28 protein-coding genes, 1 pseudogene and 1 riboswitch are annotated in these 21,550 nt (G+C 34.3%); of the genes and pseudogenes, 3 read left to right on the top strand and 26 right to left on the bottom strand.

Annotated features, from left to right (window positions below; all coding sequences use genetic code 11):
* Positions 1–259 precede the first annotated feature (259 nt).
* From thiE to lepB, 10 genes are all read right to left on the bottom strand, one after another.
* Positions 260–898 carry a thiamine phosphate synthase gene (gene thiE / locus LD272_RS06620; protein WP_226035806.1) on the bottom strand — a complete coding sequence of 213 codons (639 nt, stop codon included), beginning with the start codon at positions 896–898 and terminating at the stop codon, positions 260–262.
* The gene (gene thiM / locus LD272_RS06615; RefSeq protein ID WP_226035831.1) at positions 895–1,686 is read right to left on the bottom strand and encodes a hydroxyethylthiazole kinase; all 792 of its coding nucleotides are present in this window, start codon (positions 1,684–1,686) and stop codon (positions 895–897) included. Before thiM ends, thiE begins: the two co-directional genes overlap by 4 nt.
* A gap of 19 nt (positions 1,687–1,705) precedes the next feature.
* Complete coding sequence (gene thiD, locus LD272_RS06610) at positions 1,706–2,524, bottom strand: bifunctional hydroxymethylpyrimidine kinase/phosphomethylpyrimidine kinase (RefSeq protein ID WP_226035805.1); 819 nt, start codon at positions 2,522–2,524, stop codon at positions 1,706–1,708.
* Positions 2,525–3,214: a thiaminase II gene (tenA, locus tag LD272_RS06605; RefSeq protein ID WP_226035804.1), complete on the bottom strand. Its 690-nt coding sequence runs from the start codon at positions 3,212–3,214 to the stop codon at positions 2,525–2,527. It lies immediately after the preceding gene.
* Positions 3,215–3,367: 153 nt separating this feature from the next.
* Positions 3,368–3,472: riboswitch (TPP riboswitch) on the bottom strand.
* A gap of 66 nt (positions 3,473–3,538) precedes the next feature.
* Positions 3,539–4,567 (bottom strand): spore photoproduct lyase, encoded by a 1,029-nt coding sequence (splB, locus tag LD272_RS06600; protein ID WP_226035803.1) that lies wholly within the window; start codon positions 4,565–4,567, stop codon positions 3,539–3,541.
* Complete coding sequence (locus tag LD272_RS06595; RefSeq protein ID WP_226035802.1) at positions 4,560–4,817, bottom strand: transcriptional regulator SplA domain-containing protein; 258 nt, start codon at positions 4,815–4,817, stop codon at positions 4,560–4,562. The genes splB and LD272_RS06595 overlap by 8 nt, the downstream gene beginning before the upstream one ends.
* 370 nt (positions 4,818–5,187) lie before the next feature.
* Positions 5,188–5,763 (bottom strand): LOG family protein, encoded by a 576-nt coding sequence (locus LD272_RS06590; RefSeq protein ID WP_226035801.1) that lies wholly within the window; start codon positions 5,761–5,763, stop codon positions 5,188–5,190.
* Positions 5,764–5,848: 85 nt separating this feature from the next.
* Complete coding sequence (locus LD272_RS06585; protein WP_226035800.1) at positions 5,849–6,241, bottom strand: TIGR02328 family protein; 393 nt, start codon at positions 6,239–6,241, stop codon at positions 5,849–5,851.
* A 177-nt stretch (positions 6,242–6,418) separates the two neighbouring features.
* Positions 6,419–6,976, bottom strand: coding sequence for a choline uptake/conversion transcriptional regulator CudC (gene cudC, locus LD272_RS06580; protein ID WP_226035799.1), 558 nt, complete (start codon positions 6,974–6,976; stop codon positions 6,419–6,421).
* Positions 6,977–7,203: 227 nt separating this feature from the next.
* Positions 7,204–7,752 (bottom strand): signal peptidase I, encoded by a 549-nt coding sequence (gene lepB, locus LD272_RS06575; RefSeq protein WP_226035798.1) that lies wholly within the window; start codon positions 7,750–7,752, stop codon positions 7,204–7,206.
* 243 nt (positions 7,753–7,995) lie between these two features.
* On the opposite strand from lepB, the gene LD272_RS06570 reads away from it, so the two are divergent.
* Positions 7,996–9,198 (top strand): CynX/NimT family MFS transporter, encoded by a 1,203-nt coding sequence (locus LD272_RS06570; protein ID WP_226035797.1) that lies wholly within the window; start codon positions 7,996–7,998, stop codon positions 9,196–9,198.
* A gap of 160 nt (positions 9,199–9,358) precedes the next feature.
* Here LD272_RS06570 and LD272_RS06565 read toward each other — a convergent pair whose 3' ends face one another.
* Together LD272_RS06565 and LD272_RS06560 are read right to left on the bottom strand one after the other, a co-directional pair.
* On the bottom strand, positions 9,359–9,787 hold the full coding sequence (locus tag LD272_RS06565) for a hypothetical protein (protein ID WP_226035796.1): 429 nt from the start codon (positions 9,785–9,787) through the stop codon (positions 9,359–9,361).
* 106 nt (positions 9,788–9,893) lie between these two features.
* Positions 9,894–10,211 (bottom strand): ArsR/SmtB family transcription factor, encoded by a 318-nt coding sequence (locus LD272_RS06560; protein WP_226035795.1) that lies wholly within the window; start codon positions 10,209–10,211, stop codon positions 9,894–9,896.
* Between the two features lie 218 nt (positions 10,212–10,429).
* Here LD272_RS06560 and LD272_RS06555 point away from each other — a divergent pair, with 218 nt between their 5' ends.
* A complete protein-coding gene (locus LD272_RS06555) occupies positions 10,430–10,954 on the top strand; it encodes an NfeD family membrane protein (protein ID WP_500784462.1) in 525 nt (174 codons plus the stop codon).
* A gap of 14 nt (positions 10,955–10,968) precedes the next feature.
* Positions 10,969–11,259 (top strand): annotated as a pseudogene (locus tag LD272_RS06550) (SPFH domain-containing protein); the annotation flags it as partial.
* Positions 11,260–11,295: 36 nt separating this feature from the next.
* Here LD272_RS06550 and LD272_RS06545 read toward each other — a convergent pair.
* The 14 genes from LD272_RS06545 to thyA form a co-directional block, all read right to left on the bottom strand.
* Positions 11,296–12,864, bottom strand: coding sequence for a recombinase family protein (locus LD272_RS06545; protein ID WP_226035793.1), 1,569 nt, complete (start codon positions 12,862–12,864; stop codon positions 11,296–11,298).
* Positions 12,865–13,130: 266 nt separating this feature from the next.
* The gene (locus LD272_RS06540; protein ID WP_439647383.1) at positions 13,131–13,661 is read right to left on the bottom strand and encodes a PDDEXK family nuclease; all 531 of its coding nucleotides are present in this window, start codon (positions 13,659–13,661) and stop codon (positions 13,131–13,133) included.
* Positions 13,654–13,878 (bottom strand): hypothetical protein, encoded by a 225-nt coding sequence (locus LD272_RS06535; RefSeq protein ID WP_226035791.1) that lies wholly within the window; start codon positions 13,876–13,878, stop codon positions 13,654–13,656. Before LD272_RS06535 ends, LD272_RS06540 begins: the two co-directional genes overlap by 8 nt.
* Positions 13,879–13,949: 71 nt before the next feature.
* Complete coding sequence (locus LD272_RS06530) at positions 13,950–14,093, bottom strand: hypothetical protein (RefSeq protein ID WP_226035790.1); 144 nt, start codon at positions 14,091–14,093, stop codon at positions 13,950–13,952.
* A gap of 43 nt (positions 14,094–14,136) precedes the next feature.
* On the bottom strand, positions 14,137–14,439 hold the full coding sequence (locus LD272_RS06525; RefSeq protein WP_226035789.1) for a hypothetical protein: 303 nt from the start codon (positions 14,437–14,439) through the stop codon (positions 14,137–14,139).
* Between the two features lie 21 nt (positions 14,440–14,460).
* Positions 14,461–14,682 carry a hypothetical protein gene (locus tag LD272_RS06520; RefSeq protein ID WP_226035788.1) on the bottom strand — a complete coding sequence of 74 codons (222 nt, stop codon included), beginning with the start codon at positions 14,680–14,682 and terminating at the stop codon, positions 14,461–14,463.
* Positions 14,683–14,737: 55 nt separating this feature from the next.
* Positions 14,738–14,920 carry a hypothetical protein gene (locus tag LD272_RS06515; protein WP_226035787.1) on the bottom strand — a complete coding sequence of 61 codons (183 nt, stop codon included), beginning with the start codon at positions 14,918–14,920 and terminating at the stop codon, positions 14,738–14,740.
* Between the two features lie 44 nt (positions 14,921–14,964).
* Entirely contained in the window at positions 14,965–15,195 is a 231-nt protein-coding gene (locus tag LD272_RS06510; protein ID WP_226035786.1) for a hypothetical protein, read from the bottom strand.
* A gap of 65 nt (positions 15,196–15,260) precedes the next feature.
* A complete protein-coding gene (locus tag LD272_RS06505) occupies positions 15,261–15,467 on the bottom strand; it encodes a hypothetical protein (protein WP_226035785.1) in 207 nt (68 codons plus the stop codon).
* A gap of 35 nt (positions 15,468–15,502) precedes the next feature.
* Positions 15,503–15,742, bottom strand: coding sequence for a hypothetical protein (locus tag LD272_RS06500; protein WP_226035784.1), 240 nt, complete (start codon positions 15,740–15,742; stop codon positions 15,503–15,505).
* Positions 15,743–15,843: 101 nt separating this feature from the next.
* A complete protein-coding gene (locus LD272_RS06495) occupies positions 15,844–16,020 on the bottom strand; it encodes a hypothetical protein (RefSeq protein ID WP_226035783.1) in 177 nt (58 codons plus the stop codon).
* Positions 16,021–16,039: 19 nt separating this feature from the next.
* On the bottom strand, positions 16,040–19,210 hold the full coding sequence (locus LD272_RS06490) for a PHP domain-containing protein (RefSeq protein WP_226035782.1): 3,171 nt from the start codon (positions 19,208–19,210) through the stop codon (positions 16,040–16,042).
* A 206-nt stretch (positions 19,211–19,416) separates the two neighbouring features.
* Positions 19,417–19,908, bottom strand: a complete 492-nt coding sequence (locus LD272_RS06485; RefSeq protein WP_226035781.1) for a dihydrofolate reductase — start codon at positions 19,906–19,908, stop codon at positions 19,417–19,419.
* Complete coding sequence (gene thyA, locus LD272_RS06480) at positions 19,908–21,545, bottom strand: thymidylate synthase (RefSeq protein WP_226035780.1); 1,638 nt, start codon at positions 21,543–21,545, stop codon at positions 19,908–19,910. Before thyA ends, LD272_RS06485 begins: the two co-directional genes overlap by 1 nt.
* Positions 21,546–21,550: the final 5 nt, after the last annotated feature.

The raw sequence follows: 21,550 nt of genomic DNA, 5'->3' as shown, positions 1-21,550 counted from the left end.
ATCGTTCTAAAGTCAGCTTTTTCTTTTACGATAAAAGTTTGTAAATCAATGCACTTAAAGTAAAGGGTGCTTATATGTAGTTTAACAAGGGAATATATAAAAAACGCTTGGACATTAAAATTCCAAGCGTTTTCAGTTGCCATTTATACTGTTATTTATGGTGCTAAACATAGTGTGTTTTAGTATGTTATTTCATCTGTTATTTTAGATTCTCTCCACGGTATCGGAACTACTTAGCTAATCACATTCGCTCCTTTATTTATAATTTTCTTGTCAAATGTCGAGCTGCTATTTCAGGAGAATCCGCATGGCTAATTGCTGTTATGACGGATACACCATTTGCACCTGCATTAAGAATTCCTTTTACATGCTCCAGCTTTATTCCACCAATAGCAACGATTGGCATGTCACCAACAAGCGATCTGATTTGGGCAATACCTTCTAAACCTATCGGTGTCTTCGCATCTTCCTTTGTACTAGTAGTATAAATAGGGCCGACACCAATATAATCTGCACCATCACTTAATGCTTGTACTGCCTCAATACTATTTGTAGCTGAAACGCCTATTATAAAATCATTTGGACACTTCCTTTTTATCATAGCTACCGACTCATCATCTTGTCCGACATGGACGCCATCCGCTCCAATTTCTATAGCTAAAGAGATATCATCATTAACAATAAAGGGCACTGAATAATCTCTACATAACTTCTGCAGTTGTTGTGCTAAGTTTTTCTTTTCTTGTCCTACCTTAGCATTTGCGCCCTTTTCTCTAAATTGAAATAGAGATATCCCCCCTTTCAAAGCCTCCTCTACTATCTGTACTGGGTCCCTACTAGAGTTATTACTACCCATGATGAAATAAGTACGAATGCTTTCTGTTAAATCAATATTCATTCTTTTTCACCCACACTGAAACAATCTAATTGTATTGTTTCTTTTACTACATCACTATTTAATTGATAGAGCGCATCTATTAGCGCAACCTGAAAACTTCCCGGTCCACTAACATGTTCTGAGGCCACTTCAGATGCAACACCATAGAATCCAACCGCACCAGCTGCTGCTTCTACTATATCGTCACCTGTCGTTAGAAAGGCCGCAACGATTGAGCTAAGTAAGCAACCCGCTCCAGTTACTTTAGTTAATAACTCACTTCCGTTGTTTATTAGATAGCACTTCTTCCCATCAGTAATTACATCTTGTTTACCCGTAACAACGACTGGAATGCCTAGCCTTTTTACTGCTTGAAGCGCGATTTTTTTGTTATCCCCTTGGAACTTTGTATCGACACCTTTCATCGTTACATCTAGGCCCGCTAAGTGACTAATTTCCCCAGCATTCCCTCGGATAATTGAAACGTTGACATGACTCAATATTCTTTCTGCAGCCTCTGTACGAAACGCTGTTGCACCTACCCCAACAGGATCTAATACAACCGGAATACCTTTATTGTTGGCTGCTTTTCCTGCGATGATCATTGCCTCCACTTGTGGACTTGTAAGTGTTCCAATATTTAGAGACAATGCATCAGCATTACTAGCCATATCAGCAGCTTCTTCAACCGCATTCGCCATTACAGGTGCGGCGCCTATCGCATATAAACCGTTAGCAGTGAAATTAATGACTACTTGATTCGTAATGTTATGGACAAGTGGATTTTTATCTCTAATCGTATTAATCATTGTTGTAATTTCGCTCAATTTACTCTCCTCCTATACTAGGTAAACCTTGCAGACGGTGTCCCCAATGATTTGTTGGACCATTTCCTTTTCCTATACCTAATGAATAGTGAATTGCATCAGTGATGAATTCTTTAGCAATCGCGACTGCTTCTGCTACAGCCTTCCCTTTCACTAATTCAGCAGTAATGACAGCAGAAAACGTGCATCCTGTCCCGTGTGTATGTTTTGTACTTGTTCGTTCCGATTTAAAGTAATGAAAGTCTCGTTTATCATACAAAACATCTATCGCTTCACCAGTTAAGTGTCCACCTTTAACCACAGCTGCCTGTGCCCCTAACTGATTGACAATTACTTTTGCCGCCTTCTTAGCATCCTCTGTACTAGTAATAGTAAAATCTACTAATATTTCAGCCTCTGGTACATTAGGTGTAACTACAGAAGCTAGAGGAAGTAATACATCACGAATAACCTCTCTAGATGGCTCTTCCATTAACGCATCTCCACTCTTAGCTACCATAACTGGGTCGATTACATAGTGGACAGACTGTTTCTTTAAGACCTCAGCAATCAGTTCCATCATATCAACTGTCGCTATCATTCCTGTTTTAACAGCATCAGGTTTGATATCACTAAATACAGAATCTAACTGTTTTTCTATAAAAGATACAGGTAGATTGTGAATGTCTGTTACGCCAAACGTATTTTGGGCTACTACGGAAGTAACTACACTCATCCCATAAACCTCACGCTCCTGGAAAGACTTTAAATCAGCTTGTATTCCGGCACCACCGGTTGGATCAGTTCCTGCAATTGTTAGTGCACTTGGAATAATACCCATTTAATACCCTCCTTTTTGAAATGAGAATGGCCAATCTTCTAAAGTGTATGACATTTCCCAGAATGCATATTCTAATTGGCAACTTTTCACAAATGCGATTCTAGCTTTCTCTTTTTCCGACTCCCCAACAGTCTCTGCCCAATTATCCAATCTACGGCATAGCTCCGTAGTAACCGAATCCGTTTCTTCTTTCGAATAAAAAGTAATCCATTCATAAAAGGGATGGGTAAAGTCAGGCTGAACGGTGTCTTTTAAGTAATGTCCTATTTCTAAATATGTCCATGGACAGGGCAATAAAGCAGCTAACAATTCTCCCATTGATCCCTGTTGAGCGGTGCTTTTCATATGTCCTACATAGTGATCTGCGGTTGGTGGTAAGGAAAAGCCTTTTAAGTCATCGTAATTAACACCAGCAACATTACATAAATTACGATGTGGATGGATTTCGCTATTTAAAATAAATTCCATTTTTTCATGAAAAAATCTCATGTCTTCGCGATTAGTACTCTTAGCAATAGCGAGGCCGTAGATAGTAATAAACGCATTTAAATATTCAAAATCAGCTTTGACATAATGAACTAATGCCTCTTTAGATAAATCCCCTTTACCGAGACCCTCTACAAACGGATGCTTAAAGATTCCTTGAAAAATTTCTTCTGATTCTTCTCTTAATTGGTTTGAAAATGACATGATACTAATTCCTCCTTCTTTTTTATAGAAGGAAGCCCTAGTAAAGACTTAGGTAGTTAGAAAACTGTGTGTACAAAAGTTTTCTAAACAACAAAAAAACCGCCTCCAAAATGGAGCGGTTGTTGTTATGCTTATAAGTATGACCCTGCATACTCATCCCCGTCTCCACTTTCCTCCGCTGGTATTAACCAGTTCAGGTTCAAAGGGACAAAGGTAAAATACCTTATCTCAGCCAAGATGGCGCCCCTAGTGGACTTCCTATATTCAATTCACTTCTAATAAAACATTAAACACAACTATTGTCAAATTAACTATATTCTTAAGTTAAGTAAAATATTCTATCTTTGCGTTTGGAAATAGCCGGTTAATTGAACCACCAATTGTATCCTTTATATCTTCTTGTTGTTCATTCTGATAAACATATTTCCCGATGCCATATCGTCCCCATTTCCATTTACGTTTGGATTCGTCTAATTCTAATTTTGACATTGGATAGTTTTTTTGTATCACACGTTTTGCCGGTTGAGTAAACCTGTGTTGTATTAATTCGAAGGTTAAATCTTTTTTAGCAAAATCCGGAAGAGCATCCTCTAGTTTTTCAAGCATTTCACCATAGCCTTGTTGCCAACCCTCGTGTAGATAAATTGGAGCTATAATAAACCCTAATGGATAGCCAGCTTCAGCAACTTTTACAGCCGCTTCAAAGCGCTCCGGTAACCTTGATGTTCCCGGTTCAAAAAATTTAATGACATAATCATCATTAATACTAAACCTAAAACGAGTTCGTCCGTTATGATCTGCATCTAATAAATGATCGACATGAGCAAATTTTGTAACAAATCGAAGCAATCCATGCTCCGACTTACCAAAGAACTCAATAGCATGTTTTAACGTATGAGTTAGATGGTCCACTCCGACGATATCTGATGTACATGATGCTTCAAACCTAGTAATTTCTGGAGCTCGCTCATTCATGTATAACTGCGCTTGATCAAATATTTCTTCTGTATTTACATAAGTTCTGATATAAGGTTTACTGCCCATCGTTGTTTGCAAATAACAATAATGACAATGTCCCATACACCCGGTCGCAAATGGGATAGCATATTCTGCAGAGGGTTTGGATGTATCAAACTTGAGCGTCTTTCTGACACCAACAACTAAGGTTGATTTAGCATTTCTATATTTTTGAAAATCATTGTCACCAGGAAGATTACGAACTTGGTTATGAGAGGTTGTTTCTCTCATTTCTATATTCATTTTCTCGAATTTATCCTTTAGTTCCTTACCTAACGGAAAGTCTAGTGCCTTTGGCTCAAAATATACAAGTTGTGGGACAAATGGTTTAACCATAATAATCCTCATTTTCAACCGATCCAAACGCTTCGTTAAATTCCTGTTCAGCCTGGTTTAACGTTTGATAGACAGCAACCTCATCTGTTAATGGGTAATACGTCTCGTAGACAAAAAGCGCTAGCTCACCTGGATGGTCAGGGTTATTTACAACTGCTGCCTCTTGGACATTGGCAACTCCTTGCACATGGGGATTTCTAATAATTACATATACGACATCTCCAGGTTGATATGCATTGCTGAATTCCATTCTCTCACCTATCTTTAGAATTATTTATTACCCTTATTCTTACTCAAAACTTATATTTTATTTAAATTTAGATAGAAATTGTGACAAAATACTACGAATTCATACCGTTTTGGGAATGATCACGCTTTTTGCTGGAGATCGATGAGCCTCCTCACGTGGATTCGCCTGAAAAATGTGTGAATTCAACCTTAATAGTAAACTATTCGCCCTAAACACACGTAGATTCGCCTCAAAAGAGCAAAGATTCGCCCCAAACACGCACTTTTTCGCCTTTATAGTAGTCGGCGGGACGAATAATCACAATCCCACTCTTTTAGAAACCAGCCAAAATAAAAAAGAGATACCCTTATAAAAAAGGCATCCCTATTATTTACTGTGTTTTCCATTTGGTTTCCATTAGTGGTGGTCGATAAGCTTTTAACTTATCTAATAACTCCTGTGGACTTTTAGAAACTTGCATAATTGATAGATGCCCGTCACTTGAGAATCCTTCATCAATGCTATATTTCACTAGTTGTACCAAGGGGTCGTAATAATCATTGCTATTTAAAAGACCGATTGGTTTTTTATGTATTCCAATTTGCGCCCAGCATAAAACTTCTAATAATTCTTCAAGCGTCCCCAAACCACCTGGTAAAGCAATATAACCATCTGCCATTTCACTCATTTTCGCTTTCCGTTCATGCATGCTATCCACTTCAATTAATTGAGACAAACCAGTATGAACAGTTTCTCCTGTGAATAGGCCTTTAGGCATCACCCCAACTACTTGGCCACCTTCATTTAGCACTGCATTTGCGACACTGCCCATTAGGCCTACTTTGGATCCACCATAGATTAACCTGTATCCATTACTAGCGATTAACGTACCTAGCATTTGTGCCTTTTCATGATACTCTGGATTTTTCCCTAAGTTAGATCCTGCAAATATACACAAAGATTTCACGTCTATTCCACCACCAGTTCTGTTGTACCCTCACATAGTAATTAATTAAATGATGCTTTTAATTAATTACTATTGTAGGACTTCCTTAATCATGATTTAAATTAATCAAAATACCCTTTTCCTTTAGATTGTTTAGGCACTCTTCTAAGTATGCATTGTCGTGTTCAGAATATATTACCTCTTGATTCATTTCTTTATGATTATCATAATAAAATTCTTGTCTATAAGGTTCACAGGATGCCCCTCGATAGGTAGGATTTAGCCATAATTCATTGACTCGATAGCCTCTAGCACTCATCTCATTCATGATTATTTGATGATATGCGAACAATTTAAATGGTGAGTGAGAGAATACATAATTCACTGTAGCGTGCGGTTTTCCCCACCCGTTACCTCTAAGAGCACAACATTCTCGATGTTGACCTAGTAGTTGCTGTCGCGGCAGACGCTTTATAAGTTTTTCATGCCACAAGCGCAAGTCCAGTTCCTCCTTCCAGAAATTTTTCATCTCACTATTTTAAAAAGAGGTTATGTTTTATTATTATAAAAAATCGTCTATACAATACACATGGTATCACATAGACGCTTTCATTATAATAATCAACTCTGAAAAGCTAACATTAACTATTGAACGGTATTCACAAAATTAATAGGACTATTTATCTTTTATCTCTTTCGGTAGAAATTCATAAATTTCCCCACTACGAATACTAGCTGCCAAGCTTTCCAACCAACGATAGTAGGTTTTTGAGTTCTCAAGCAATTCGTATTTTTTTTTGACTTCCTCATTTAGCTCTTCACTAACAGCTGGATCATTCAATAGTTCATCAAATTCTGCTTGTGCTAGTTCAATAGCATTCATATTCATTTTGACTTCTCGATCCCACATCTGACAATAAAAAACCATAAAAGAACGGAAGAAGTTTTTTTCAGCTACATACGTATGTTTTCTAGTTCCTTTTGGAAACGTCTTTTTTACCATTTCATTTTCTTGGAGCTTACGAACCCCGGTGCTCATACTTGGTTTGCTCATTTCGAGCTCTTCACGCATTTCATCAAGCGTCATTTGCTCCTTGAAGTACATCGTTGCATACAAACTTCCTGCTGATGGCGCAACACCATATAAGTCCATTGTTTCAGCTATCGCTCCAATAACTTGTTCTTTTGCTGCCTCAAATTTCTGTTTTGCCAATTCATCTGTGGAGTTATCCATACATTCGCTCCTTTTTAATTAAAAGCGTTTAGTTAATTAAATTTATTCATTATAAACTTTATGTTAACTCGTTTTTAAAAAATGTCAAACAGTATGGACATATACCAAACCAAGTTTCTGAATTACTTCTATATAAATTGCTTCCTAAAACTATTAGATTTTTTTATCAGTTAAAGATAACTTAAAAAGCAGAATTCCATCTTTGTCAGGTGGTATTCTGCTTTTTTTTAGTTAGGAATTCCAAAATCACTTAATGGCCAAATTTTTATTTTCACATCTCCAATCACTGATTCCTCAGATATAAATCCAAAGTATCGACTATCCTTACTGTGGATTCGGTTATCTCCTAATACAAACAAGGAACCTTCAGGGACGACCTCGACACCAGTAAGTTTTTCTAAATTAAAGTTTTCAGTTAATTGTTCATTGTGAGCTAACTGGTTACTGTGCTTATCTAAATAGGGTTCATCATAAACCTTGCCATTAATGTAAAGAGTATCATCCTTCATAACGACCTCATCCCCAGGTAATCCAATGACTCTTTTTACATAGTTGTCATCCGAATCTGGTGCCTGGAATGCAATCTCGTCAAAACGATCTATCTTAGTCATTTTACTAATAATAATGCGATCACCATCATGAAGACTAGGCATCATTGACTCCCCTTTGACAATGGAAGGAGCAATAAAGAAGTGACGACTAATTAGAACAATAACTAGTGCTACTACTATAGCCTTTATCCAGGAGAAAACTTCTTCCTTCATTTTTGATTTCATTTATCTCACAACCCTTAAATTATTTTAAAACAGTACTTATAGCAAAAGTTGTTTAGTATGTTATATTAATAAAGTCTGAAGTTTGATGAATTTTCTATCTACTTTATACTTTGATACGATAGCGATTAAAACCGATAGATGACTATCTTAATGTTCCTGAATGTGTCTGTTAACATTATAAATCTAACAACGACTGAATGACTAGAATAATAAACATTGCATCTAACTTAGGAGACTCTTACCATGAACACGTTAAGAATAAAGAACAAATTCAACTTTAAACAACTTATGTTGGCCATTGGTGTCATAATCATCGCCTTTAATCTCAGACCGGCGATAACATCAGTAGGTCCTCTCATCGGCATTATTAGAGATGATCTTGGTTTGGCTAACTGGAGTGCTGGCCTAATCACGAGCCTTCCATTATTAGCATTCGCAGTTATGTCACCAATCGCCCCAAAACTAGGAAATAAATTAGGAAATGAACGAACGATGCTGCTTGGACTTATCTTATTATTACTCGGCATTAGCATTCGATCCATCGCGTTTACAGCCACCTTGTATGTTGGAACAATTTTTGTCGGATTAGGTGTAGCAGTTTGCAACGTTCTATTACCTGGATTTATAAAAGATAAATTCCCTCATAGATTAGGGCTAATGACTAGCATCTACACCACTTCTATGTCATTACTAGCAGCAACTGCTTCCGGCTTAAGTATACCATTGGCAAATGGATTCGGGATGGGATGGCAAAAAGCCTTACTCTTTTGGGCAACGCTAGCAGTTATTGGCATTACCATTTGGATTTATCTGATTAAATCTCAAAAATCATCAAATGAATTAGATCTCTTTGAAACTTCTGGATTTAGACTATTACGCTCACCACTTGCATGGCAGGTTACTGCCTTTATGGGCTTGCAATCATTTCTATTTTATACCACTGTATCTTGGTTACCAGAGATATTACACAGCTATGGATTCGACATGGAAACTGCTGGCTGGCTACTATCTTTTATGATGTTCATAAGTCTTCCGGCTACATTTTTAGCACCTATTTTAGCAAATAAGTTCCAAAACCAACATGGTATTATACTAGTGATTGGATTATGCGCACTGTTTGGCTACGGGGGATTATTAATCGATGGACCATTTCCTATCATGATCCTTTCAATTATTTTGATTGGTTTTGCACTTGGTGCGAGTATTAGTTTAGCATTAGCGATGTTAGGAATGCGTACGTCTAACGCAAGACAGGCAGCAGAACTTTCTGGCATGGCGCAATCGTTTGGTTATTTACTAGCCGCGATAGGACCCATCTTAATTGGATTGCTCTTTGATGCAACATATTCTTGGACAACCCCACTTATTACTATATTGGTAGTTTCCTTGCTTATGCTTGTCTTTGGACTAGGAGCTAGTAGAAATAAATATGTACTAGAAAATTAATTTAGGAACAAAAGCGCAGGCGACGGAGCTGGACGTGGCTAAGCTGTGAAATTAATTATCCACAGCAGTCCATTTTATAATTTCCTAACAGCTAGAAAAGGTTATCTGATTGGAAGACACCTCTCAATCAGATAACCTTTTCCATTATCCTAAACAGCAACTATTCTTTTGAAATCTCTTTATAAAAGACTACCTTTAATGCATTTAGTTCATCCAAAGACAGCATTCTTTCAGCCTTCATTAGAAGTTCTTGTTGTTCTTGTGCAGTTACACCGTCTTGAACTGTTGACCTAATCTCTTGAACTTCATCTAGGCTAAGTTTACTCACAATAACTTTTATCGCCTCTTCTTTTGTTTTAAAAGGAAGTGAGTCTTCGTTTATATTTTCTCCTTCTTGGACAAATCTCCGAAGCTCTGGATCACTAATAATAGATTGTTTTACTAACTCCAACTCTTTGTTATTTTCTAATTCTTCTCCAACTCGATTGATAACCTTATCTGCAACAATCTTTGTACCAAAGTTATACAAACTATATCCAATTGCTCCAACCACTATTATTAAAAGTAGTATTCTTGTTACAATTTTCAAATACTCAGCCCCCGTATCACTAAAGACTTTCTTACAATTTGTGACGTTTTAAGAAAGAACAGACCCCTAACAACGCAGAGATCTGTTCCTTAATCATGAATATATTTTATTTACCTGGATAAAACAAACACCGCAATTCTTCTGAAAGAAGTAATTTAACCGCTTTCTCATTTACACTATAGTAATTCCAAGTACCTATTTTCTCTCTTTTTATTAGCTCAACATCGAGGAGTATCTTTAAATGATAAGATAGCTTAGATTGCGGTAATTCAATAATATCACTAAGATCACATACACACACTTGCCCTCGTTGATTGAGTTCGTACATTACCTTTAATCGGATTTCATCTGATAAAGCTTTAAACTTCTTCTCATATGTCTTAAACGTTTGATCTTGGTTTAATACGATTTGAGTTGCGCTCATCGAATCCCTCTTTTAATCAATTATTTTTGATTTAATTGAATTATAAGTAAATATTCTGTTAATGTCAAACTACCGGAACAAAGCCCTGCAATTCCACCAATTAATTGCATCTAATCAATTATGGTTATGGAGCACATGCTTATTTACAAAAAAATGGAACTTTTCTGATTTTTAGAACGTATATATTACTGGAATACTAAAAGAAGGGATGTGATCTTATTGTAGCATTAGATATTTATTGGTGGTTGCTTTTCGGAAGTTTGGGTATCGCCATTTTATCCCTGTTTCTGGGCGATTTCCTTGAAGGTTTACTAGATAGTCTTTTTGATAGTGTAGGAGAATTTCTAAACCCATTATTATTATTCGGTACATTATCTGTTATAGGTGGTTCAGGCGTATTATTAACAAAATACTCCGATACAAATGCTCTTTTTGTATTAATACTTAGCCTTTTGATTGGCACCGGGTCCTATTTTCTAATCTATTATTTTTTAGTTATTCCAATGTCTAATGCTGAAGCCTCAACTTCCATCTCAATCTTTGATTTAGAAGGTAAGGTCGGTGAAGTTATCACAACCATTCCCGCCAATGGAATGGGAGAAGTATTCATTGAATCTACTAATGGTAGTCGCAGTGAAACAGCAAAGAGTTTTGATGAGGTTGAAATTAAACAGGGAACACAAATAGTGGTTATTCAGGTAATTGACGGAATTTTGTATGTTTCAGAACTTGATAACCTATAAAAAGGAGAAAAGTTATGGATTTTCTTATTGTCATTGGTGTAATTGTTGCAGTTATCTTAGCGTTTGCAATCCTTTTCGCAGTCCGATATAAGACTGTTGGTGCAGATGATGCAATGATTGTAACTGGTAGTTTTTTAGGAAATAAAAATGTATATAAAGTCGACGATAGTAGCGGAATTAAAATTGTGCGTGGTGGCGGCGCATTTATCATTCCAATATTTCAACAAGCAGAAACGATTAGTTTACGTTCTCATAGCTTGGATATTTCTACACCGAATGTTTACACCGAGAACGGTGTACCCGTATAAACAGTGTAGAAAAAATAACCCCAGTATATAGGGTTATATGTTAAATTCAATCTCTACTTCTCCATCATTAATCACCAGTTTACTCACTAGGTCAAGAATGATATACCTTTTCTTCTCTTTCGGATATTCCTTAATATTTAAAGCCTCTTCATACTTACCCCTTAATCTAATTTGTTTATCCTCTCCGTCACTACTCTCACTTTGCTTAATCTTCAATTTTTCTAATTGTTTGGTTAACACATCTAATTCATTTGAATATTTTTCATTGAACATATTAAATTGTGTATCAGTGATTTTTTCATCCATATTCTTTTCTAACAGCATATCCATCTTATGAACCAGTGTATCGATATTTGTTTGAAGTTTGCTAATATCTTTATCTAAGTTGCTTTTCTTATTTGTAGGAATACTGCTAACTGATTTTTCATAATTTATTTTTTCTTTTATTTTTAACAGTAATTCATCAATTACTACTTCTTCTAATTCTTTTGATCCTATATGATGAGATGTGCAAAACTGTTTACCGTAACGGATATAATTCATGCAGTAGTAGTTATCTTTTGTGTTAATTTGTCCTAAACTATTCTTATTACCTCTTTTGAATGTTAGTCCTTTCCCACACTTTCCGCATTTTCCTAAACCAGCCAATAAAGATATATTATTCTTAATACCTTTTCTCTGAGCCTTCATCTCCATTATCTGCTGTGCTTGTGAAAATGTATCTCTATCGATAATAGATTCATGTGCGTTTTCAGTAATAATCCATTTATCTTTTTCGTTTAAGTCTTTGCCTACATAAATATCCTCATCTGTTTTACCTATCATTTCAGGATTTTTATAAGGTCTAGTTTTCTTACTTCTTCTATTATAAACAACGTCACCACAATACACTTGATTTTTTAAAATAAATCCAATTGTATATTCACTCCATCTTTTTGATCTTGGTGACGGGAAGAATAACCCTTCATCATTATCACCATTCAAATATTGTGCAATAGAGTTCATGCCTCTCCCATTTATATACATTTTAAATATTAATTTTATAACCTCTGCTTTAGGTTGATTTACTTTTAATTTTTTTGTGTCAGAATTATACATGAATCCGTAAGGTGTCATAGACGCTTGATTCCATTCACCTGCATGAGCTTTTTCAATCTGAGTATATTTAATTCTGTCTGCGAGTTTTTTACTCTCCATCTCACTAAACATCAGGTACATGGTAATACGAGATAAATCTAATTGTCCTGTACCTGTCCTATTCTCACTCAAGCCAGAGTCAAAATGTTCTTCAACAGTTATTACCCTTATGTCACTTCTATCTAACTTTTTAATCAATCCTAATCCTTTTTCAGTATCTCTATAGAGTCTAGAAATGCCTTTTAGTATTACACAATCGTATTTCCCTTTTATGGCATCTTCAATTAAATCTTTCACCTCTGGACGGTTCAAATCATCTGTCCCTGTGGCACTATCTGTTTTTATGGCAACTACTTCTAAACCAAGCAATTCTGCTTCACGTCTACATATTTTAATTTGATTTTCTATCGTTTCTTTTTGTCCAAGTTTAGATGTTGACTTACGAGCATATATAGCTACTTTCATTACTACAACTCCTAATATAAAAAATGCCTTACATTTAGCATATTTAATAATATACCAAAGCAAGACATTTTTCAACATTATTATGATGCAGTGTTATTCCTAGTGTAAACCTTCATCCTCTTTTAGTAAGATAATGATTTGTTTTCTCATATACTCGTTAATATCTATTTTACCTAAGCATTTCACTTTAACAGATTTTATGCTTCCTTTTTTACCCATACCATCATCCTCTCCCTAATTCATTTATATGTAAGTAGTTGATTAATTTATCCATACTTTTCTGTTAACTCATTAAACAAATCGTTTAAATAATATGTATAACGCGATATTGGTTTTCTCCACTTGACTTCGATGCCTATTTCTTCACATATCCCAATTGGAATAGATGATCGATTAACTTTAGATTTATAATTATGTTCAAGTTGATTTTCTGCTATGTTTTTGTATGCATTGAAGTCATTTATATGTATAAAGTAAGTTTTTGGTTCATCTTCAATTCTAAAGTTAAATAGAAATCCTGCTATAACCCCACGATATGTACTTGCTTCTGTTAAACTTTTAATCTGATAATCTTTAATCATGGATTCGTCAAATGAGATAGACTTAGCTTTGACCGATTTTAATTCCATTGGCACTAGATATAATTTATGATAAACAAGGAAATCATACTTATTTTTTGCTGTCTTAGCACCTTTCTTCAATAACATTGGATTAACATCTCGTACACGAAAACAAAATATGTTCTGCTTGTTAGCTGATTTTTCTAAGTCTTCCTCAAACTTTTTTCCTTCACTCATCATCTACACCAGCAATCAATATACGTCTGTCAAAGATTTCTTTTATGTATGGGTCATAACAGCTTTCATGAAGACGAACAAGTTGAGTTCCTTCATGTAATAGGAAATATTCTTCACCGTAATATATTTCATTTTTACAGCCACTGTAATCACATTGTGAAAATTCCTCCTCATTATCTGGGTGCTGGAATCTATCTAGGTTAATATATATGTACATCATCCCCTTTAATTATATGGTAATTTTATTTATATGTGACGTGTTAAAAGTCGGGTTCTAATCTTCTTTACTCATGTTGGTAAACTTGTTTTTTTTTGCGTTACTATCTCAATAGCCTTCTCTAACCCATCAATGTATCCTTCATTATATAAGTCTTTTATAGGTGATCGTCTTGCCCTAGCTAACTCTTCGTTAATTCTTTTATTTGAAGACAATTAATTACCACCCCTTCATTGCTTAATAAAAGTCAAATTTTACTTAATCATCATCCTTATATCGCTTAAGAATATCTAATATTGTTACAGCATCTTCTCCATATATTCCTGAACCATCTAAAAACTGAACATATGTTTCTTTAACGTCACCATGACCACAACAACAATTCATAACTCCTTTTAATGTTCCAAGACAACCATCATGACCTTCTACTGTTGCTGGTAAATTACAATGTCCACAATCTCTATCTTTGTGAGTTAAAGCTGTCGGTTCTTTTGTATCAGAAAATACCCATTCGCCATGTAAAATTTCTATTGGATGACCTCTTAAATGAGATGTAACCAATTGATTACCTCCTTTCAGTTTTTATCTACTTAATTTCTCCATGTCATAATTGTCACGAATATGATCAACAATATCATTCAACTGATTGATTATAAATTCATCATCCCTCATGTTAGGGTGTACTTTTAATTCACATGAGTCCTTTTCGCCAACTTCCTGATACTTATTTAAATCGAAAGTAATATAAAGTAAAGGTACTTGTTTATATCTGTTAGTTAATTTTTTATTTATAAATTTAAACATTGCTGCTCTCCTTTCAGTTAAGACTCATATTTAAATTCAATTAACGAGTATCAAATTACGAGATAACTTCTTTTTCTTGATACCAACATTCATCACGAAATCTTTCATTTGAATATTCTTCAATTAAAGCTCTTTCAATTGCTACACTACGATTAGCTTCTCCTTCATCTGTATGAACTTCTAAAACATCAGTTTCTTTATCTGTATATTTTTCATAAAGAACAACATATACTTTCAAGTTAGTTCCTCCTTCCTAAAATTCCTCTTTCGTTTAGTCATATTTTACTCAGGATATGTAGCAACTACTTCAAAACATTCTTTAAGCGTTTCTTCACAAACATCTAACCATTCAGATTCACTTTCCAATCTAATCTCTCCAAATATAGATAGGTTGTCCTCCTCTAAAGTCCACTCTGAACCAACTTCAATTAACTTTTCTTCATCCTCAGTCACCATTTCATTTTCATCGTATTTTGTAACAGATAAAGGTTTAATACATTTGTATTTATCCATTCACTCACCCTTTTCTTAGTACAGATTTTCCGTCAACTCTGATTAAAATACTGATTTTAAATAGCTTAAAAATCTAAATCAAGCAAGCTATCAATGCTTTTTGCACACCTAGGGCACTTTGATAATTCTTGACCACTAATTGCTTTCCCGTCTATCCATTCTAGTTGATTCGGGACATCTATTAATTCCTCTCCACTAACATCTCTTTTGAATTGCAATATTACCTGTTTACAAAATCCACATCTAATGACTTGTTCTTTTTGATAATCCATCGTTTTACTTTTACGCCTAAAAAGTTTACCAAAAATTATGATTCACCTCCTAATTCATCTAAATATTCATTGACTGCTTTATTTAAATCAAAGCCTTCATCTGGATTATTTGTAATGGAAAACTCAACTGTTTCATCGGATGTCCAAATTGTGAAAGCAACAATATCTTTTGCTCTAGGATGGATAACTGGACTGACATATCTGACTTTAAATTCTTCTTTACATCTTTTCATAATCAGACTAAATTGTTCCGGTAGCATTGACTTCCTTCCCAAAGTATCAACCTCCTTTCCCAACCTGATAAAACCTATGTTTTATCTTGTTAAAAATCAATATATGGACATAAATTTAAACATTTGCTACTATATGTAGATAATTATACTCCGATTTCTCTTGCCAATTCTTCTGGGGCTCTATTACCAAAACAATATTCAATTTTTCGCTTAATCTCCTCTTTCTCGTCTCCATTTGCCCTGCGATATTGTTTTAACATTTCTCTAGCCTGTTTCTCCAAACTTTCTTGTTTATAATAATCACTCATAGCGTCGCTCAATTGATTTCCTCCTATCTTTTTATTTAATATGCCTGACTTGATCAACTATTAATTCTTTAGTTTTGCCATCTTGATAAAATGCTTTTTCTCCTTCTTGTGGATCTTTATTCTTAAACCATTTATAATCCTTATATGAATTAACTATTTCTATATAGTCACCAACTTGAACCAACTCTCCTTGAGATGTAAAAAAGTCTTTCTGCTTAATCTTCACCTTTAATTCATTTCCTGTAGAGAGTTGATAAAGGTAAACAAAAGCATTTTTAAATTTAGCGTTCACTTCTAGCACTACACAATAAGATTTTGGCACATCTAAAGTCGTCTCAATATAACCTAAGTTTTCTAATTCAAAAAATAATTTATCATTAATTGGAAATGATATCGTATCAGATGTTTCTTGCTCCCATCTAATTAACTCTGGTATTCGTTTGTCTTTAGTTTTTTGGACATAAGTTTTTTTGTATTTATACTCCCCATTAATAAAGTTATCGTATATGGCTAGCAATCTTTCGACTTTACCGAACCCTTTGAAAAAGTTTAATCTAATCAGTTTATCTAACTGCCTTGTGTCAACCGATGTATTATCCGATATTTCAACTAGGAGTTCTGTAAATGTTCTATATTTATTTTTAGACAATTCGTAAAGTTCATCGCTTATCTTGTCATTCATATAAGCTACCGATTTAATTCCTTTGTAGATATTTTTCTCTTCTTTATCCAAATTATATAACGCAATCGACTTGCCAAATTCAATTGGTTTTAATTTGAATCCTTTCAAGTTTGCGTATTGAATTATTTTGGCTATGTCTTCCTTGTCATTTCTTTTAACATTCATTAACGCTGTTAAATATTCCAACGGATAATAATGCCTTAACCAAGCATTTGCATACCCCAACATAGAATAAGGATACGAATGGTTAGTCGAAAAACCATAATCCGACGCATCATCTATTACTTTTAAGAAATATTCTATTAAATCCTCTGACTTCTCCTTGCTAGTTTTATACTTAGACATCATTGTATCTATAAATCCCTGTTTAATCTTTGGGATATACTCATGAGTGCCCACTTTCTTAGCTAAACCACGCCTAACCAAGTCGGCTTGACCCATTGTAAATCCACAAAATCTAGTTAAAAACTCAATGATCTGTTCTTGATATACTAATTGCCCCATTGTCGGAGATAGAAATTCATTCAAAGCCTCGTGCCCGTTATCATGAAAATTACCTGCAGCAAGATCATCTCTATACGAGTCACCGGATGGTCTTATTGCACCATTACCAATTGATAATAAGTCTATGTATGATGTATTGGGTGATATTTCTTTTATCGTTTTGATTGTCTCATCTGAAAATAATCTTTTATAGTAATTAAATGCACTGTTTGATTCCCATTGAAACACTCCTAATGTACTTTCTCTAATTGATTTCCATACATCAAAGTCGTCAAAATCCATATTATCAGGCGTAAGCCTATCGATATTTGCTAATTTACAAGTTTCGTTGACAGACTCGATATTGTCCAGACCCAACAAATCCAATTTGACATAATTCATACCTTCTAATTCTTTCATATCTAAACAAGTAACATCATATTTACTTTCTTTAGTCTTGCATAAACCAACGTTCTCCGCTAGGTCAATTGGAGAAACAAGAAAACCAGATGCGTGTGAACCGATACTTTCGATAGTCCCTTTTAATAAGGTGAGATATCGTTCAACTTTTGGATAATCTTTTTTAAACTTTTCATAATCGCTGTCTGCTAATTCTTTTAATTTATCAACTTTAGAATCATTGAATTTTAAACCCTTACCAATTACCTCAATACTTTTTCTTAAAGCCATAGTATTAAAAGTTATAATCTCAGCAAATTGTATTCCGTCTAAACTCGCAACATAATCGATAACTTCTTGTCTTCGTGATGGTGGCAGATCCACATCGATGTCAGCTAGAGTAACACGATCTTTGTTTAAAAACCTCGTAAAGTTTAAATTGTATTTAATGCTGTCTAGTTCAGTAATATTTAATAAATAGGCTATGATGCTTCCTGTAACACTTCCACGACCATAGCCTTGAAAAATATCATTCTTATGACACCAGTCAATAATATTTTTCTTTAACAACATATAATCAATTGCGTTCAACTCTTTGTAAGTATCAAACTCATCTCTAATTCTTTTAAAGTAATCCTGTATTTCTTCTTTAGGTTTCTTATTTATATTTCTTTCTTTTACGCCAATTCTAATTTTCTCTTTAAATTCTTCATCTGGGTTGTCTGACATTTTGGGGTATTTAGGTGTGTAATCAATTTTGAACTCCTCTACCATATCAGCCATAACATTCGTGTTGTGTATTGCTTCTAAATATTCATTTCTAGGTAATGCGTTTTGCTTTTCAAACATACCGACTAGTTCTGGATAGGTTTTAAAAGTTAAGTCAAAACTGTCTTCATCTCCATACGTAGCACCTTTTGATTGTAAAAACAACTTTCTAGCGTCCATATGATCCTGATTAATTTCATGCGTATCAGTACCAGCTATCAAGGGTATTTTTAATTCTTTTGATAAATTCAACAACATCTTATTGTATGCTATTTGTTCAGGGTGGTTGTGATATTGAATCTCAAAAAACATTCTATGTTTATTTTTCTCCATCCAATAAAGCATATTATCTAGTTTTCGCTTTGCATTTAATGACTCGTTAGACCCTATATCTAAATTAGATTTTTTATATAACCTCCAAAGCGGAGAAGCCAAACATGCACTTGTCATTAATATATTGTCAGAAGTTTTATACAACTCTTCAAAAGTTATTCTAGGGTTAAAGTAAAAATGCCCATCTTCTTTACTGAATGTGTCAGATCCTAGAGAATTAAGTTCCTTAACTCCATCCCAATTTTTAGCTATTAACATATAGTGATAATTGTCTCTGATTAGTTTTAAATCTTTGTCATTATGCTCAGTAACATAGACCTCATTAGCATGAATATATTTCATGTTGCTTTTTTCAATAGCATCTTTTTTTCTCTTCCACCTAAACGTGTTACCGTGTTCCGAAAAAGCCATTGCCGTCATTCCAACTTCAGCAGCTCTGTCTACAAATGCTTGGTAGTTGGTTGTTGAATCAGCTTTATTTCCACACGTAGGATTACTCAAACTGGAATGTAAATGATATTTCACATAATTATCCAATCGATATCCTCCTTCCTCATCTTCTAATTTCAATCCAATCAATAATTCCTACTACAACTACAAATATCAATATAATAATAATGAAAACACTTATCACCAACTTATAAAAATAGGGGATGTACGAATACAACCCCCTTAATCAACCTCTTATTATAGTATAATCCCATTTATATCTAATGTCAATATGTATTTTATGATAATTTTATTTATTTCAATGGTTTCTTGTAAACATAAAAACAATAATCGTATTCGTTATCTTTCTCACCCTCATGTTTAAAGTATGTCTTCCAATCATTCCAGTCTATCTTAGGAAAATAAGAATCTGCCTCAAATGAATGATCGACTTTAGTTAAGTACATTCGATTAGTATAAGGAAGGAATTGTTTATATATCTCTGAACCCCCTAATATCATTACTTCACGCTCATTCGCAAATTCATGTAGAATATCATCAACAGTATGAAAAACCATTACTTCTGTATGTGGTTTATAATCCTTATTTTTGGTGAGCACAACATTAATTCGTTTAGGGAGGTAGTCTACAGGTAGCGATTCGTAAGTTCGTCTGCCCATTATTACAACCTTATTCATAGTATGATACTTAAACCATTGAAAATCTTCTGGTATATTCCATAATAGTTTATTATTTAATCCAATTTCTCCATTTTTACCTACTGCAGCTATAATTGAAAATGACATTATAAAGCAACTTCCATAGGAGCTTTCCCCCCGTGTTTATAATCAATTATTTCAAAGTCTTTAATTGTAAAGTTAAAAAAGTCTGTAACTTCGTGGTTAATCCAAAAATCTGGCTGATGATAACCATCATTTTTAATCTGTTCTAGCAAAATACTCTCATGCCTGTCATAAATATGACAATTACCTATGTGATGAGTAAATTCTCCAACCTTAAACCCGCATGTTTGAGCAATCATATTTTGAAGAACCCAATACTGCCACCAATTAAAAGGAAGCCCTAACCCTACATCGGCAGATCGTTGAGTTAGTATCAAATCAAGTTTATCGCCTCTAACGTTCCATTGAGTTTGAAACGCACATTCCTGCAAGGCTTTTTCATCAACAGTACTGTCATCCCAAAAACTTGTCATGTGTCTTCTACTTGTAGGGTTTAATTTTAACCCTCTTAACACATCTACTACTTGGTTGTTTGATAATTTATTCCTTTCAAGTAATTCATTATTTGATTCTCCATATGAAAAAGTGTATCCCTTAGTGCTTTCATATACACCTTTCAGCACTCTATGTACACTAGATGCACCGATATCTAAAGCTTCACTAGCTTCCGAAATAGAAAGAAACTTGTATTCTTTACCATATTTGTCAACAGCTTTAATTGTTCGACCATTGGCATACCTTGCATTGTCATTAACATCTAGCCATACGCAAGTATCTCTACTATAACAATTGCTTCCAAAATAATCCTTGTCTAAATTCCACCCTTTAAACTTATCTTCTTTAGCAATAAAGAACTGAGGTATATCCTGCATATCACTAAGGAAAGTACTAAAGTTATGCCATCTTTCATCAATAAAAATACCTTTATGATTGTAATTCTTAGATGTTAAAGACGTTGAAGTATAACATCTTTGCAACATCCCTCTCCATGTGTAATAGAGTTTTTGTTTTTCTTCTTTGGTCAAATAGTTTGCCACTAATTCAGGTTCACCATAAAACCCCACATTAAACTGTCTCCTTGCATAAGGATCTTTTACCTTTCCTTTCGTTGCATTTCCTTTTGTTATCGTTTGTTTAAACCCAGTGGACAGAAATTGAACGTAGCACACTATACTTTTATTTGTCCTAAATTCATCTAACACCAAGAACTTTCCAGAATTTTGACTTTCTATAATATCACCGATGATAGACCCTTCTCGTTTTGGTTGGTGATCCTCTGCGTCCCCTACTTTTATATCAGACAATTCTTTATGATGCTTTTTTGTTCTTCTTTGAACCTCTATTTTTTTATACCTTGGTCTACTCTCAAATTGATATGAATAAGATGTTCCTAAATCTCCATTATCGTTAAACCATTCGTCCCATATATGAACATTCCAATCATGAAAATTTTCCTTTTTGTTAGTTTGTCTTTGCCAAAACAATAAAAGTTCCTTAATGGCTGTGTTTGTTGCGACATATTTGCTAGTTAATAAAGGTATTTCGCCTTCTTTAAATTTAATTTGAACACCAAATATGGACTTTGTATATGCAGGACATCCATCAGCGTAGACAGTCCTAGTTGATTCATTTTTGTTGTTGTACCCATTGTTTATAATATCGAGAACTAATTCTTTGTATTTAATATCAGCCTTGCTCAATTAAT

Source organism: Aquibacillus saliphilus (assembly GCF_020404745.1).
Classification (GTDB): domain Bacteria; phylum Bacillota; class Bacilli; order Bacillales; family Amphibacillaceae; genus Aquibacillus; species Aquibacillus saliphilus.
This window is presented reverse-complemented; position numbering and strand designations above follow the sequence as displayed.

Excerpts from the sequence above, each read along its gene's own strand:
- tenA (WP_226035804.1), bottom strand. The coding sequence starts at position 3,214 with ATGTCATTTTCAAACCAATTAAGAGAAGAATCAGAAGAAATTTTTCAA.
- LD272_RS06595 (WP_226035802.1), bottom strand. The coding sequence starts at position 4,817 with ATGGAATTCAGCAATGCATATCAACCTGGAGATGTCGTATATGTAATT.
- LD272_RS06560 (WP_226035795.1), bottom strand. The coding sequence starts at position 10,211 with ATGAGCGCAACTCAAATCGTATTAAACCAAGATCAAACGTTTAAGACA.
- thiD (WP_226035805.1), bottom strand. The coding sequence starts at position 2,524 with ATGGGTATTATTCCAAGTGCACTAACAATTGCAGGAACTGATCCAACC.
- lepB (WP_226035798.1), bottom strand. The coding sequence starts at position 7,752 with ATGAAATCAAAAATGAAGGAAGAAGTTTTCTCCTGGATAAAGGCTATA.
- LD272_RS06520 (WP_226035788.1), bottom strand. The coding sequence starts at position 14,682 with ATGTTTAAATTTATAAATAAAAAATTAACTAACAGATATAAACAAGTA.
- thiE (WP_226035806.1), bottom strand. The coding sequence starts at position 898 with ATGAATATTGATTTAACAGAAAGCATTCGTACTTATTTCATCATGGGT.
- splB (WP_226035803.1), bottom strand. The coding sequence starts at position 4,567 with ATGGTTAAACCATTTGTCCCACAACTTGTATATTTTGAGCCAAAGGCA.
- cudC (WP_226035799.1), bottom strand. The coding sequence starts at position 6,976 with ATGGATAACTCCACAGATGAATTGGCAAAACAGAAATTTGAGGCAGCA.
- LD272_RS06485 (WP_226035781.1), bottom strand. The coding sequence starts at position 19,908 with ATGTCATTTTCAATTATAGCTGCAGTAGGTAAAAATGGAGAAATTGGA.
- LD272_RS06540 (WP_439647383.1), bottom strand. The coding sequence starts at position 13,661 with ATGAGTGAAGGAAAAAAGTTTGAGGAAGACTTAGAAAAATCAGCTAAC.
- LD272_RS06535 (WP_226035791.1), bottom strand. The coding sequence starts at position 13,878 with ATGTACATATATATTAACCTAGATAGATTCCAGCACCCAGATAATGAG.
- thiM (WP_226035831.1), bottom strand. The coding sequence starts at position 1,686 with ATGATTAATACGATTAGAGATAAAAATCCACTTGTCCATAACATTACG.
- LD272_RS06505 (WP_226035785.1), bottom strand. The coding sequence starts at position 15,467 with ATGGATTATCAAAAAGAACAAGTCATTAGATGTGGATTTTGTAAACAG.
- LD272_RS06570 (WP_226035797.1), top strand. The coding sequence starts at position 7,996 with ATGAACACGTTAAGAATAAAGAACAAATTCAACTTTAAACAACTTATG.
- LD272_RS06545 (WP_226035793.1), bottom strand. The coding sequence starts at position 12,864 with ATGAAAGTAGCTATATATGCTCGTAAGTCAACATCTAAACTTGGACAA.
- LD272_RS06510 (WP_226035786.1), bottom strand. The coding sequence starts at position 15,195 with ATGGATAAATACAAATGTATTAAACCTTTATCTGTTACAAAATACGAT.